This window comes from uncultured Desulfovibrio sp. (genome assembly GCF_944324525.1).
GTDB lineage: Bacteria > Desulfobacterota > Desulfovibrionia > Desulfovibrionales > Desulfovibrionaceae > Desulfovibrio.
Map to the genome: position 1 here is coordinate 1 of NZ_CALUWS010000062.1, position 11,871 is coordinate 11,871.

14 protein-coding genes are annotated in these 11,871 nt (G+C 65.5%); 5 read left to right on the top strand and 9 right to left on the bottom strand.

The window, feature by feature from the left end:
- Window positions 1-143 precede the first annotated feature (143 nt).
- The 9 genes from Q0K12_RS11395 to Q0K12_RS11435 form a co-directional block, all read right to left on the bottom strand.
- Window positions 144-395, bottom strand: coding sequence for a HypC/HybG/HupF family hydrogenase formation chaperone (locus Q0K12_RS11395; protein WP_297263061.1), 252 nt, complete (start codon window positions 393-395; stop codon window positions 144-146).
- Between the two features lie 55 nt (window positions 396-450).
- Window positions 451-600, bottom strand: a complete 150-nt coding sequence (locus Q0K12_RS11400) for a hypothetical protein (RefSeq protein WP_297263063.1) — start codon at window positions 598-600, stop codon at window positions 451-453.
- Window positions 601-608: 8 nt separating this feature from the next.
- The gene (gene hmcC, locus Q0K12_RS11405) at window positions 609-1,784 is read right to left on the bottom strand and encodes a sulfate respiration complex protein HmcC (protein ID WP_297263085.1); all 1,176 of its coding nucleotides are present in this window, start codon (window positions 1,782-1,784) and stop codon (window positions 609-611) included.
- Window positions 1,785-1,825: 41 nt separating this feature from the next.
- Window positions 1,826-2,941: a sulfate respiration complex iron-sulfur protein HmcB gene (gene hmcB / locus Q0K12_RS11410; RefSeq protein WP_297263065.1), complete on the bottom strand. Its 1,116-nt coding sequence runs from the start codon at window positions 2,939-2,941 to the stop codon at window positions 1,826-1,828.
- A 12-nt stretch (window positions 2,942-2,953) separates the two neighbouring features.
- Window positions 2,954-3,925, bottom strand: a complete 972-nt coding sequence (locus tag Q0K12_RS11415; RefSeq protein ID WP_297263067.1) for a cytochrome c3 family protein — start codon at window positions 3,923-3,925, stop codon at window positions 2,954-2,956.
- A 254-nt stretch (window positions 3,926-4,179) separates the two neighbouring features.
- Window positions 4,180-5,097, bottom strand: coding sequence for a tRNA (adenosine(37)-N6)-dimethylallyltransferase MiaA (gene miaA, locus Q0K12_RS11420; protein WP_297263069.1), 918 nt, complete (start codon window positions 5,095-5,097; stop codon window positions 4,180-4,182).
- Window positions 5,094-5,642 carry a pantetheine-phosphate adenylyltransferase gene (coaD, locus tag Q0K12_RS11425; protein ID WP_297263071.1) on the bottom strand — a complete coding sequence of 183 codons (549 nt, stop codon included), beginning with the start codon at window positions 5,640-5,642 and terminating at the stop codon, window positions 5,094-5,096. Before coaD ends, miaA begins: the two co-directional genes overlap by 4 nt.
- Window positions 5,639-6,190: a 16S rRNA (guanine(966)-N(2))-methyltransferase RsmD gene (rsmD, locus tag Q0K12_RS11430; protein WP_297263073.1), complete on the bottom strand. Its 552-nt coding sequence runs from the start codon at window positions 6,188-6,190 to the stop codon at window positions 5,639-5,641. Before rsmD ends, coaD begins: the two co-directional genes overlap by 4 nt.
- 150 nt (window positions 6,191-6,340) lie before the next feature.
- On the bottom strand, window positions 6,341-7,951 hold the full coding sequence (locus tag Q0K12_RS11435; RefSeq protein ID WP_297263075.1) for an MBL fold metallo-hydrolase: 1,611 nt from the start codon (window positions 7,949-7,951) through the stop codon (window positions 6,341-6,343).
- Window positions 7,952-8,131: 180 nt separating this feature from the next.
- Here Q0K12_RS11435 and Q0K12_RS11440 point away from each other — a divergent pair, with 180 nt between their 5' ends.
- The 5 genes from Q0K12_RS11440 to Q0K12_RS11460 all read left to right on the top strand — a co-directional run bounded on the left by Q0K12_RS11440 (window position 8,132) and on the right by Q0K12_RS11460 (window position 11,532).
- Window positions 8,132-8,800 (top strand): TIGR00730 family Rossman fold protein, encoded by a 669-nt coding sequence (locus tag Q0K12_RS11440; protein WP_297263076.1) that lies wholly within the window; start codon window positions 8,132-8,134, stop codon window positions 8,798-8,800.
- Window positions 8,779-9,381 carry a tRNA adenosine(34) deaminase TadA gene (gene tadA / locus Q0K12_RS11445; RefSeq protein ID WP_297263078.1) on the top strand — a complete coding sequence of 201 codons (603 nt, stop codon included), beginning with the start codon at window positions 8,779-8,781 and terminating at the stop codon, window positions 9,379-9,381. Before Q0K12_RS11440 ends, tadA begins: the two co-directional genes overlap by 22 nt.
- Window positions 9,374-10,876, top strand: coding sequence for a fused MFS/spermidine synthase (locus Q0K12_RS11450; RefSeq protein ID WP_297263081.1), 1,503 nt, complete (start codon window positions 9,374-9,376; stop codon window positions 10,874-10,876). The genes tadA and Q0K12_RS11450 overlap by 8 nt, the downstream gene beginning before the upstream one ends.
- 72 nt (window positions 10,877-10,948) lie before the next feature.
- A complete protein-coding gene (locus Q0K12_RS11455; RefSeq protein WP_297226971.1) occupies window positions 10,949-11,188 on the top strand; it encodes a hypothetical protein in 240 nt (79 codons plus the stop codon).
- Window positions 11,189-11,235: 47 nt separating this feature from the next.
- Window positions 11,236-11,532, top strand: a complete 297-nt coding sequence (locus Q0K12_RS11460) for a hypothetical protein (RefSeq protein ID WP_297263083.1) — start codon at window positions 11,236-11,238, stop codon at window positions 11,530-11,532.
- Window positions 11,533-11,871 lie beyond the last annotated feature (339 nt).

Genomic DNA, 11,871 nt, shown 5'->3' on the forward strand with positions numbered 1-11,871 from the left:
ACGGACATCGACAGCAGAGCGCGACCGAAAGGCGGCCCGGAGGGCCGTGTCCGTTAGGCGACGCAGGAGCCTTACGGACATCGACAGCAGAGCGAGGGGTTCTCCTTCCCCCCAAAAGTAGATCATAACATGGTCGGCAGCCGCTAGAACGGGGCTGGGCGGCCCTCGTCGGCTTCCACCAGTTCGCGCAGGGCGCGAAGGTTTTCCTGCGCCTCTTCGGGCGTCAGGGAATGCAGGGCAAAGCCCGCATGGACGATGACGTAGTCGCCTACCCGTGGTTCCTCGGGCAGCAGCATCATGGAGGCCGTGAGATAGGTCTCGCTGGAGCCGACCCGCACGCGGGCCATGCCGGCTTCCTGCAGTTCCACTATCTGGGCCGGAATGGCAAGGCACATGGCGTGTTCTCCCGGCAGAGGAGGGCGCGGACGGCCGCGCCCCCCTTGATGGATGCTATTTCTTTCTCCGCCGCCGTTCGCCGTCGCCGGGGCGGTAGAGGACGAAGTTCCAGAACAGGACATACAAGGGCAGGGTCACGAACATGAGCAGGTAGGCCCATTCCTTGGTCTGCAGGAAGTATTGATAGAAGGTCTGGAATTCCATAGAGCCCCCTAGCCGTGATGCCGGAAGTTCGGATGTTCGTACAGTACCGGCATGTGATAGACGATGAAGCGGTAGACCGTGATGATCAGGGTGACGATGAAAATGGAAACCGTGATCTCGTGCCAGCTCGGGAAGTAGCGCTCCGCCGCGGGCAGATGCCAGTTGAAGGCGATGATGCTCACGTTGAAGCGGTTGAAGATGATGCCCAGCACCGTGATGATGGAGCCGATCTGGCAGATGTGTTCGTTGCCGTCGCGAGCGCCCTTGGCGTAGATGAGGGCGGGCAGCAGCACGAAGCCGAACATCTCCACCAGCCAGAGCACGCCGTACCCCGAGAAGAGGTAGGCGAAGTTGTTCTGGACGATCATGTCGATGAGCTTGAGCATGAAATAGCCCATGAGAATGAAGGATGCGGCCCGGCTGAAGCTCAGGGTGACGAGCTTGGAATCCTTGGCATGGTTGGTGTCCATGTAGAATTGCAGGCCCTTGTGGGTCAGCATGCCTTCAAAGATGACCATGGACGCCCCGGCAGCCATGGAGCTGACGAAGAAGAACATGGGCATGAAGGGCGAATACCAGAGCGGATGCAGCTTGCCGGGCGCGATGAGGAAGAGCGAGCCCAGCGAGGACTGGTGCAAGGTGGAGAGAGTCACCCCGAAGATGGTCAACAGGATGACGGTCTTGGTGATGAGCTTGTGGAAGATACGCAGCACCGGGAAGCGGTGGGCCAGCCATTCGATGGGCATGACGGAGAACTCGCAGAAGAGCACCGTCACATAGGTTGCCACGCACAGGCCCACTTCAAAGAGCACGGAGGTCGTGCCGGGATAGAAGAAGGCATAGGGCAGGCGCAGCGGATGGCCGAGGTCGTAATGCAGGGCCACCACCACGAAGAAGTAGCCCAGGAAGGCCGTGGTGACGGCCGGACGCACGGCCGAATGGAAGCGTTTGAGGCCCAGCACATAGCAGGCGACCGTGGTGAAGTAGCCCCCGGCGGCCAGCGCCACGCCGCAGAGCAGGTCGAAGCCGATCCAGATGCCCCACGGGTAGTTGTCGTCAAGGTTGGAGACCGCGCCGATGCCCAGGGTGAAGCGCATGACCGTCACCACCAGCCCCACGGCAAGGATGATGTAGGTGATGATGTTCCCCGGAGTCAGCCGGAAGAACGGGGTCAGATTGAGCATCTGATCCCGCGTGGGCATGGGGATATCGTAATGTTCGGCCATTAGTGATCCTCCTTGCGGGCAAAGCGGCTGGCGTCCAGCGCGGCCTGGCGGCGTTCTTCCACGGCATCCTCAAGGGCCTGGCGGGCCACTTCGGCGGCCTCGGGGCCCTGCTGCTGTTCGATGCGGCGTACGGCGTCATCCATGGCGGCGGCCATATCCTGCCGCACGGCGGCGCGCATGATCTTGTTGCGCATCTCGTTGCGGGCTTCGCGGCTCTTGCTGATGCCGTACAGGCCGCCGAAGAGGATGGGCCAGAAGGCGACGATGAGCGGCACCGTGCCCAGCGCGCCGTAGGTCAGCTCGCCCATGGGCTGGGTGCCGAGGTGGGTGTCCAGACCGATGGCGTGCATGACGTCCGTGGCCCCGGCAGCCCCCACGTCGGATTTGCCGGCCGTTTCCTTCGAGGCGGGAGCCAGCACCATCCAGGCCGTGCCCCCGGCATCCCATTCGCCGTAGATATAGTCCGTGTAGCGGCCGGGATTCTCCTCGATGCGGCGGCGCGCAAGGCGGATGAGATCGCTGCGGCGGCCGAAGGTCAGGGCGTCCATGGGACAGGCTTCCACACAGCCGGGCAGCTGGCCCTTGTCGAGCCGGGGCTTGCAGAAGGTGCACTTCTGCACCAGCGGGTCGAAGGGCTCGTCGTACTGGAAGCCCGGGATGTAGAAGGGACAGGCGATCATGCAGTAACGACAGCCCACGCACTGATCGCCGTTATAGGTGACGCTGCCGTCGGGATTCTTGGTGAAGCACTTGGCGAAGCAGGCCGAGGCGCAGGCAGGCTCGTTGCAGTGGAAGCACTGCAATTTGCGGAAATAGGGCTTGTCGTCGATGGTGTACTGATTGACGACCGTCCACTCATAGGCCGAGGTGCGCCGACGCACGCCCAGCACGTCCAGATCGTCGAAGGCCGTCTTGGGCTGCGGCAGCGAGTTGACGGCATTGCAGGCCTCTTCGCACTGGCGGCAGCCGATGCAGCGCGTCACGTCGTGCAGCACGCCGTAGCTGTCTTCATAGCCCGGAAAGACATGGGCCTTGGCCGCGGCCATGCCCGGCGTCGCCAGAGCGCCGCCGACGCCGGCCGTACCCAGCAGGGCAAGGAATTTTCTGCGGTTCATGCGTACGTCCTCCTATTGCCCTTCTTCGGTACGCGGCTTGTGGCAGCTGGCGCAGGATGTCTTGAGCGGCCGGGCGACCTTCATGCCGTCATGACAGCCCATGCACTGCAGGTGATAGGCCGCCTTGAGGGTGGGGGTGCCGGGATTGGCCGGATCGATGCGCGCGGCGTGGCAGCTGGCGCAGGACGGCGGGGTGGCCGAAGCCGGACTGTTGTGGTGACAGGCCGTGCAGAGGGAGGCCGGGTCCTTGTGGAAGGCGGCGGCCAGCTTGTCGTCCTGGATGCGGCGCATGAGCGAGGCCACATGCCGCCGGTGGTTGAAGTAATTGGGGCCGAACTTGTCGGACAGGCTGTCGAGGCGGATACGGCTGGGCAGCAGTTCCGGACGCAGCGGGGTGGCGTACCGCTTTTCCAGGACGGTGCGGGCGGCCAGTTCGTCCCGCTCGTCGTCCGGCAGGGTGCCGGAGGCCGCCTGCTGCAGCTGCTGCGCGCTCATGGAGGACGTCACGCTGTGGCAGACGCCGCACCAGCGGTCATCGCGGGCCGGCTTGGCGATGCTGTGACAGCCCGCGCATTCCCGCCGCTTGAGCTGCTGCTCATGACAGCTCACGCAGCTCTGCGGCGTGGGCCCGTCGGTGCGGGGCGCGATGTTGGTGGCGTGCATGGCGCGCTCGAGCGTGATGTACTTGCCTTCCTCCGAGCCCTTGAGGGTGTGGCAGTCGCTGCATTTCTGCGGGTCGCCCGTATGGTGACAGACGGTGCAGTCCTCGATCTTGCGTTCATGGATCAGATGGTTGAAGACCACGGGCTTCATGCTGCCTGCGGCCTTCTTGTCGCCGCCGGGGAGCATCATGATGGCCGTGGGTGCGCCGCTGTCCGTCGCTTCCAGTTCGTCGACGGCGGCCGCCTGCGCTCCGGCAGGCAGGAGACAGGCAAGGCTCAGCAGGAGCAGCAGGCCTGTCAGGGGGAAAAGAGTGTGCCTCATAAGCGTTTCCTTGTGGCCGTGCCGCGTGTCTGCATGCTCGACGACGACCTGCGATAGGGGATGCGCCCGGAGCCGCCGGGCCGGCGGAAAAAGCCGTTTGACCGGGGCGACCGGGGGCAAAGGACGGGCGGATGCTCTGCCTGGGGCCGCTGGCGTCAGGCGTCTTACAGCATGACGCATGACTAGGGTACGCGCTGGCCGCGAGGGCGTCAAGGCAAGAGAAAGGACAAGATGCGCCACTGCGCCGGGGAGCCTCAGGCCAGGGCGTCCCGCACGCGGCGCGGAAGGCTCGCCGTCTCGCCGGGAGGCACGGCGACGGCCTCCGGCCGGCCGCGGAACCAGGTGAGCTGGCGTTTGGCGTAGGCGCGCGTATGGCGCAGCCAGAGGGCGCGGCAGTCCTCAAGCGACAATTCGCCGCGCAGATGGGCCAGCACTTCGGCGCAGCCGATGCCGGACCAGCCCGGCGCGGCGGGGTCGTCGTTGCGGCGGCGGGCGGCGCGGGCTTCTTCGAGCGCGCCCTCGGCCAGCATCTGGTCGATGCGGCGGGCAAGGCGCGGCTCCAGCCAGTCCAGCGTGGGAGCCAGATAGAACAGGGGGCCGGCGCAGAGGGGATCGCTCATGGCATGCTCATGCCACCAGCTGAAGGGCTTGCCCGTGGCGTCCTGCACCTCGAGGGCCCGCACGATGCGCTGCCGGTCATGGGGATGGATGCGGGCCGCGTAGGCCGGATCAAGGCGGCCCAGTTCGGCGTGCAGACGTTCCGGGCCTTCTTCGGCAAGGCGTTGCGTCCAACGGGCGCTGATCTCCGGCGCGACGGGCGGAATGTCCGCGATGCCGCGCAACAGGGTCTGGAAATACAGCCCCGTGCCGCCCACCAGCAAGGCGCGCTTGCCGCCGTCGCGCAGACGGCGCACGGTCTCCGCCGCCATCTCGGCCCAGCGTCCGGCGCTGATCCTGGCCTCGGTGGGCAGGAAGCCGTACAGATGGTGCGGACAGGCCGCGCGTTCCTCCGCCGAGGGCTGGGCGGTGATGCAGGGGAAGTCGGCGTAGACCTGCCGGGAGTCGGCATTGACGATCTCCGCGTCCAGCGCGTGGGCCAGCTCGATGGCGGCGGCCGTCTTGCCGCAGCCCGTGGGCCCGGCAAGGCAGATGACGGGCAGGGGCGCGCTCATGCCTTGTCCGGCAGGCGGAAGCCGCCAAAGGGCGCGGACAGGCAGGGCGTCCCCTGCCGCACTTCGCCGCGGGCGCTCTTCTCTTCAAGACGCAGACGGACATTCTCCGGCACGAGGCCCTGGATGTCCGCCCCGTGGCTGGCGGCGGCCTTGACGATGGTGGAGCTGATAAACAGCCACTGATAATCCGTCATGAGGAAGACGGTCTGGATATGCCGCTGCAGGCGGCGGTTCATGAGCGCGAGCTGGAACTCGTACTCAAAGTCGCTGACCGCCCGCAGGCCCCGCAGGATGGCGCAGGCCCCGCGCCGGGAGGCGTATTCCACCGTGAGGCCGGAAAACGGCTCCACAAGGACCCTTTCCTCGTCGGCAAGGGCCTCGCGGGCCATCTCCACACGTTCTTCCTGCGAGAAGAGCGGTTTTTTGGGCGTGTTGTCGGCCACGGCGACGATGATCTGATCGAAGACTTCCAGACCGCGGCGGATGAGCCCCATGTGACCGTTGGTCAGGGGATCGAAGGTTCCGGGATAGAGGGCGACTTTCATGCGTTTGTCCAGATGAGGATGCGGGTCTGGCCGAAGTGGCGTTCCGTCAGCAGGTCCAGTCCGTCAGGCGTCTTGACGGCGGCATCCAGCTCCACTTCGGCGACGACATAGGCTTCGGGCGCCAGCCAGCCGCGTTCGGTAAGACCGGTCAGCGCCATGTTGCACAGGTTCTTGTGATAGGGCGGGTCCAGGAAGACGAGGCCGAAGGGGAAACGCGGCGGCCGCAGCAGGGTCTTGCGCACGTCCTCCTTGACCAGACGGGCCCGCTCGCCGAGGCCGAGCTCCTCGATGTTGCGGGCCAGACAGCGGGCCGCCGTGGCGGACTGCTCCACCAGCAGGGCTTCCTGCGCGCCGCGGCTCAGACATTCGAAGGCCAGACTGCCGCTGCCGGCAAAGAGATCCAGCACCCGCAGGCCGTCCCAGACAAGGCCGCGCGCCTCCAGCATGGAGAAGAGCGCCTCGCGCGTCTTGCCCATGGCCGGGCGGTAGCCCTCGCCTTCCACGGTTTTCAGGCGGCGTCCGCCCAGTGTTCCGGCAATGATTCGCATGGTGATGCATCCCGTTCCGGCTGCGTGCCGTCCGTTCGCCGCGCGAGGGCGTCAGGGGCAACGTCCGGTCTCCGCGGCGGACGGCGGGGCGGCCCGCTCCGCCGGGGAACGGTGCCGCCTGCCGCATGGCCGCGTATGTCGTGTGTCCGCCTACATGCGCGAGATAAGGCGCGTGAGGGCGTAGTCCATCTTTTCCAGAGCATCCTGCAGGTCGGTCTGTTCCACCCACGGGCGCTGCTCCAGGTCGGCCAGACGATCCTTGAACATGCCCCACTTGCGTTCCACCTCGCTGGTGAGGAAGTCCCAGTCCACGCGGGGATGGGCCTTGGCCTCGTGCAGCACGGTCTGGCGCACCTCGGCGCCTTCCAGCGTCATTTCTTCCAGATAGGCGGGGATGAGGGGGGAGATGCCGAACTGTTCCTTGATGAGACCGGCGAGGATGCCCTGCGCCTTCTCTTCGCCGTGCACCAGCACCACCTGGCTGCCCTGCGCCGCCAGCGGCTTGAGCCAGTCCAGCAGCTGGGACTGCCCGGCATGGGCGGAAAAGCCGCCGATGGTGTAGATGCGGGCCGCCACTTCCATGTCCTCGCCAAAGAGGGTGATGGTCTTGGCCTTGTCCACGATCTTGCGGCCCGGCGTGCCCACGGCCTGGTAGCCCACGAAAACGATGCTCGCCCCGGGCCGCCAGATGTTGTGCTTGAGGTGATGCTTGATGCGTCCGGCATTGCACATGCCGCTGGCGGAGATGACCACGGCCGGGCCCTTGTAGTCGTTGATGGCCTGGGATTCCGCCACATTGAGCGTGTAGCGCAGATTGGGCAGCTCGAAGGGGTCCTCGCCCTTGTTCAGCAGACGGGTGGCGTCCTCGTCAAAAAGATCGCGGTTGCGCTTGAAGACCTCGGTGGCGCGGATGGCCAGCGGGCTGTCCACGAAGACCGGCATGTCGTCGGGCAGTTTGCCCTGACTGCGGAGCACATGCAGGCAGTAGAGGATCTCCTGCGTCCGCTCCACGGCAAAGGCGGGGATGATGACCTTCTCTCCCTTGCCGTAACTGTAGGCGATGGCGTCGGCCAGTTCCGCGTCGCTGGTGCTTTCGTTCTTGTGGTTGCGGTCGCCGTAGGTCGATTCCATGAAGATGTAATCGGCCTGGGGCGGGGTCTCGGGGTCGCGTACGATGAGCGCCTGCGGCCGGCCGATATCCCCGGAGAAGATGAGGCTCGTGATCTTGCCGTCCTCGTGGGCCTCGATGCGCAGGGTCCCGGAACCGAGGATATGGCCGGCGTCATAATACGTCACCTTGATGCCCGGGGCGGGCTCGAATTCGCTGTGATACTCCACGGTGTGCAGGAGTTCGTTGGTCTTGAGGGCGTCCTCGGTGGTGTAGAGGGCCTCCGGCGGATTGCTGAGCCCGCGGCGGCTGAATTTCTTGGCTTCCCACTGGGCTTCCATCTCCTGGATGTGGGCGCTGTCCTGCAGCATGAGCTCCAGCAGCTCGCCGGTGGCGCGGGTGCAGTAGATGGGCTTGGCGTAGCCCTCCTTGACCATGAGCGGCAGCAGGCCCGAATGGTCGATGTGGGCATGCGTCACGAGGATGAAGTCCAGTGCTTCGGGACGGTAGACCGACGCATCCCGGTTGCGTTCCTCAATGGCCTTGTTGCCCTGATGCATGCCGCAGTCCACGCAGAAGCGCTTGCCGCAGGCCTCGATGACATAACAGGAGCCGGTGACGGTCTGTGCCGCCCCCAGAAATTGTACCTTCATGAAGAACTCCTTTGGTAAGGATGGACATGACGGCTGTCGCCGCATGAGCTCATTCTCTACTATGCCCGGCTTCCGGCGCAAGCGCAAGGCTCGGCAAAAATTGCCGCTTTGACGCAAGGGCGCTTGGCACGTATACTGTCCGCAAACCCGGCGCTGACCCGCCGGTCAAAGGAGAACACCATGCCCGAAGTGCGACAGACTATTCTGGACGACATGACTTCCGTCACGTCGGAATCCTGGCGGACCTTCCGCATCATGGCCGAGATGGTGGAAGCGCTGGACAAGCTCAACCACCTTTCCATGAACTGCATCTCCATCTTCGGCTCGGCCCGCGCCACGCCGGATACGCAGGTCTACAAGGATGCGGAACGGATCGCGTCCCTGCTGGTGCAGAAGGGCTTCGGCATCATCACCGGCGGCGGCCCCGGCATCATGGAAGCGGCCAACAAGGGCGCCAGCGAGGCGGGCGGCGAGTCCGTCGGCCTGCACATCGAGCTGCCGCACGAGCAGGGCTGCAACGCCTATGTGAAGACGCGCTGCAATTTCAACTATTTCTTCATCCGCAAGCTCATGTTCGTGAAGTACGCCATGGCCTATGTGGTCATGCCCGGCGGCATGGGCACCATCGACGAGCTTTCCGAAGCCTTCGTGCTGGCCCAGACAGGGCGCATCCGGCCCTTCCCCATCACCCTTTACGACGGGCAGTACTGGGGCGGCCTGCTGGACTGGCTGCGCGGTTCCATGACCGAGGGCGGTTACATCAGGGCCGAGGAAGTGGACCGGCTGCTGACCGTCTGCGATACGCCTGAAGAAGTCGTTGACCATCTGTGCAAGATCGTCATCCTGTAGGACATGCGGCGGCATGGGCCGCCGGCTTCGACCCGCGGCCCATGCCCTGCCTCGGGCCCCGGCCTGATCCGCCGTCCGGCTGGACGTGGGAATCGCTCATGGAGCGGGCCCTGCGTCAGGCGCAGCTGGCGGCGGCGGCCGGCGAGGTGCCTGTGGGGGCGGTGCTGGCCGCGCCCGACGGGCGGCTGCTGGCCGAGGCGCACAATGCGCCCCTGCGGCGGCATGACCCGACGGCGCATGCCGAAGTGCTGGCCCTGCGCCAGGCCGGGATCGCGCTGGGCAATTACCGGCTGGGCGGCTGCGTGCTGGTGGTGACGCTGGAGCCCTGCGCCATGTGCGCCGCCGCGCTGGCCCACGCCCGTCTGGCCGGCGTGGTCTACGGGGCGGCGGACCGTCTGGCCGGAGCGGTGTCTTCCTGTACGGAACTGCTGGACGCGCCGTTCCTCAATCACCGCGTCTGGCATATGGGCGGCGTCTGTTCGGCTGCCTGCGCCGGCGTGCTGCGGGATTTCTTCGCCGCCCGGCGAGGGCCCGGCGGCGGGAGCGCCCGTCATGGGGAAGAGGAGGGCAGGGATGCTTGAAGTCATCATATTCTGCTCCGGCGCGCTGGTGATGGTGCTGGAAATGGTGGGGGCCCGAGTGCTCGCGCCTCATGTGGGCACGTCGGCCGTGGTCTGGACGAGCCTCATCGGCGTGGTGCTGGCCTGTCTGGCGGCGGGGGGCTACCTCGGCGGGCGTCTGGCGGACAGGCGGCTCTCCCGGCGGACGCTGGCCTGGCTGCTGGCCTGCTGCGCCCTGAGCTGCGGTCTGACGGCCCTTTTCCATCAGACCGTGGGCGAGGCGGCCGGCCGGCATATCCGCAGCCTGCAATGGGCCGCCGTGGCCGCCGCGCTGGGGATCTTCGCTCTGCCCGGCCTGTGCCTCGGCATGGTGAGTCCCTACATCATCCGCCTGCGCATGGCCTCGCTGGAAACGGCCGGGGCGACGGTGGGGCGGCTCTATGCCCTGTCCACGGTGGGCAGCATCGCCGGGACGTTCCTGGGCGGCTTCATCCTCATTTCCTGGTGGCCGGGCAGCGTCATCCTCTGGGGCGTGGCGCTGGGCATGGGCCTGCTTTCCCTGCTGGCGGACTGGACGCGTCCGGCAAAACGTTTGTTGCTGCTCCTCGTGCTGGCGGCGCTGGCGCTCTGGAGCACCGGCCGGGCGCAGCATGCCGGGTGGCATCTGGTGGAGAGCCCTTACAACAGCATCCGCGTCATGGACGGCGAGGACGGCAGGCGTCCCGTGCGTCTGGTGGCCACGGACCCCGGCTTCCATCAGTCCGGCATGTACCGGGATGATCCGGCCGAGCTCTACGCCCCCTATACCCGCTACTATGCTCTGGGCCCGCTGGTCGTGCCGCAGGCCCGCCGCGTCCTCATGCTGGGGGGCGGCGGTTATTCCGTGCCCAAGTGGCTGCTGTCCGGCCGTTCGGGACTGGCGGCCGACGGCCTGCGGTGCACGGTGGTGGAGCTGGACCCGGCCATGACCCAGGTCGCCCGGGAGTACTTTGCCCTGCCCGCGGACGACCCGCGCCTGCGCATCGTCCATGCCGACGCCCGCGCTTTTCTGGAGCGGCAGCGCGAACAGTATGACCTCGTGTTCGTGGATGTCTTCAATTCCTGCTATTCCGTCCCCTTCCATATGGGCACATGCGAGGCGGCGGCCCGCATGCGGGCCGCGGTGGCGCCGGGCGGGGCGCTGATCATGAACGTCATCGGCGCGGCGCAGGGCAGGGATGCCCCCCTTTTCCAGAGCGTCTACAAAGCCTTGCGCACGGCCTTTGCCGAAGTGCATGTGTTTGGCGTGGGCAATCCCTACCGGCCGGAGAGCTTGCAGAACCTCATGCTGCTGGCCTTTCCCGAAGCGCGGACGCCGGACTGGCAGGCGGCGGAGGCCGCCCCCTCTCCCGAACTGGCCGCCCTGCTGTCCGCCCGCATGGAGGTGCCGCCCGATCCGGCCGTACCGCCCCTGCGGGATGACTTTGCCCCGGTGGAGCGTTACGCGCTCATGCTGCTGGAGGCCCAGCGGCGTTGAGCGGCCGGAAGTCCCCTTACTTGCGGATGTTTCACGAAAAGGCTATAGAGGAGAAAAAACAAGGAGGGGATTATGGCTATTCCTGAACTGTCCATACCGGTCATGGATGCCAATCAGGTAGTGCTGAGTTTTTTGGGACGCAAGCTCGGGAACGGGCAGGAGCTGACCATGTCGGAGAACTTCATGGCCATGACGGCTTCGGCCAAGGAGCTGCGTCAGGATTATGGTCCCACTCCGGCCGAGATGCAGCTTGAACGCCCCGAATTGCCGGAGACGGTCAAGGGCGTTCTGGCCAATTACGCCGGGATTTGAATCCTCAACCTGCGTGCGGATGATGCCGCCTGACGGGGAGTATGACATTGAACGAATCCATTGATGAATTGACCGTTCAGTACGAAGAGGACGGCAAGACCGTTCTCAAAGAGCTGGATAAGGTGATCCTGAGCAAGGGGGCATGGACGACCATCCTCTTCCGCTATCAGGAATGGCGGCCGCAGGTGGACGACTTCGGCCCGGACAAGTACACCATCCGCCGTTACAAGAAAGTCGGCGGCGAGTACCGCATGCAGTCCAAGTTCACCATTTCCAGTGCCGATCAGGCCCGCAAGATCATCGACGCGCTTGAAAGATGGATGGGCGAAAAGGAAAACGACTAGCGCCCGGCGGATGGCCGGCCTCTTGCGCCGGTCAGGACGATTGCGGCCGCAGGCCGCCTGTTTTGGAAAGGGGGGGAGCTTCCCCCCCTTTTTTTTTTTGAGCATTTCCCGTTTGAAACGCTTTGCGTCTCAAAACCATGCGGCCTGGCGTTTCGCGGAAAAAACGCGGTTTTTCCGCTCACTTTGGGCCGGGCGGCGCTGTGCCGCCGCCTTGCGTTTCACCTTCTTCAAAGGTGAAACGCTCCATGCGCGACGGGGAGGCGGTTGTGTCCAGAATTTTTCGCAGATTTTTTGAGGCAGTCCAACAAGTCAAGCAGGATTTCCCGGCACGGTCCTTGC

What these genes read in the sequence shown, in the direction of transcription:
- Q0K12_RS11395 (WP_297263061.1), bottom strand. Translation starts at nt 395, where the DNA reads ATGTGCCTTGCCATTCCGGCCCAGATAGTGGAACTGCAGGAAGCCGGC.
- Q0K12_RS11400 (WP_297263063.1), bottom strand. Translation starts at nt 600, where the DNA reads ATGGAATTCCAGACCTTCTATCAATACTTCCTGCAGACCAAGGAATGG.
- hmcC (WP_297263085.1), bottom strand. Translation starts at nt 1,784, where the DNA reads ATGCTCAATCTGACCCCGTTCTTCCGGCTGACTCCGGGGAACATCATC.
- hmcB (WP_297263065.1), bottom strand. Translation starts at nt 2,941, where the DNA reads ATGAACCGCAGAAAATTCCTTGCCCTGCTGGGTACGGCCGGCGTCGGC.
- Q0K12_RS11415 (WP_297263067.1), bottom strand. Translation starts at nt 3,925, where the DNA reads ATGAGGCACACTCTTTTCCCCCTGACAGGCCTGCTGCTCCTGCTGAGC.
- miaA (WP_297263069.1), bottom strand. Translation starts at nt 5,097, where the DNA reads ATGAGCGCGCCCCTGCCCGTCATCTGCCTTGCCGGGCCCACGGGCTGC.
- coaD (WP_297263071.1), bottom strand. Translation starts at nt 5,642, where the DNA reads ATGAAAGTCGCCCTCTATCCCGGAACCTTCGATCCCCTGACCAACGGT.
- rsmD (WP_297263073.1), bottom strand. Translation starts at nt 6,190, where the DNA reads ATGCGAATCATTGCCGGAACACTGGGCGGACGCCGCCTGAAAACCGTG.
- Q0K12_RS11435 (WP_297263075.1), bottom strand. Translation starts at nt 7,951, where the DNA reads ATGAAGGTACAATTTCTGGGGGCGGCACAGACCGTCACCGGCTCCTGT.
- Q0K12_RS11440 (WP_297263076.1), top strand. Translation starts at nt 8,132, where the DNA reads ATGCCCGAAGTGCGACAGACTATTCTGGACGACATGACTTCCGTCACG.
- Q0K12_RS11450 (WP_297263081.1), top strand. Translation starts at nt 9,374, where the DNA reads ATGCTTGAAGTCATCATATTCTGCTCCGGCGCGCTGGTGATGGTGCTG.
- Q0K12_RS11455 (WP_297226971.1), top strand. Translation starts at nt 10,949, where the DNA reads ATGGCTATTCCTGAACTGTCCATACCGGTCATGGATGCCAATCAGGTA.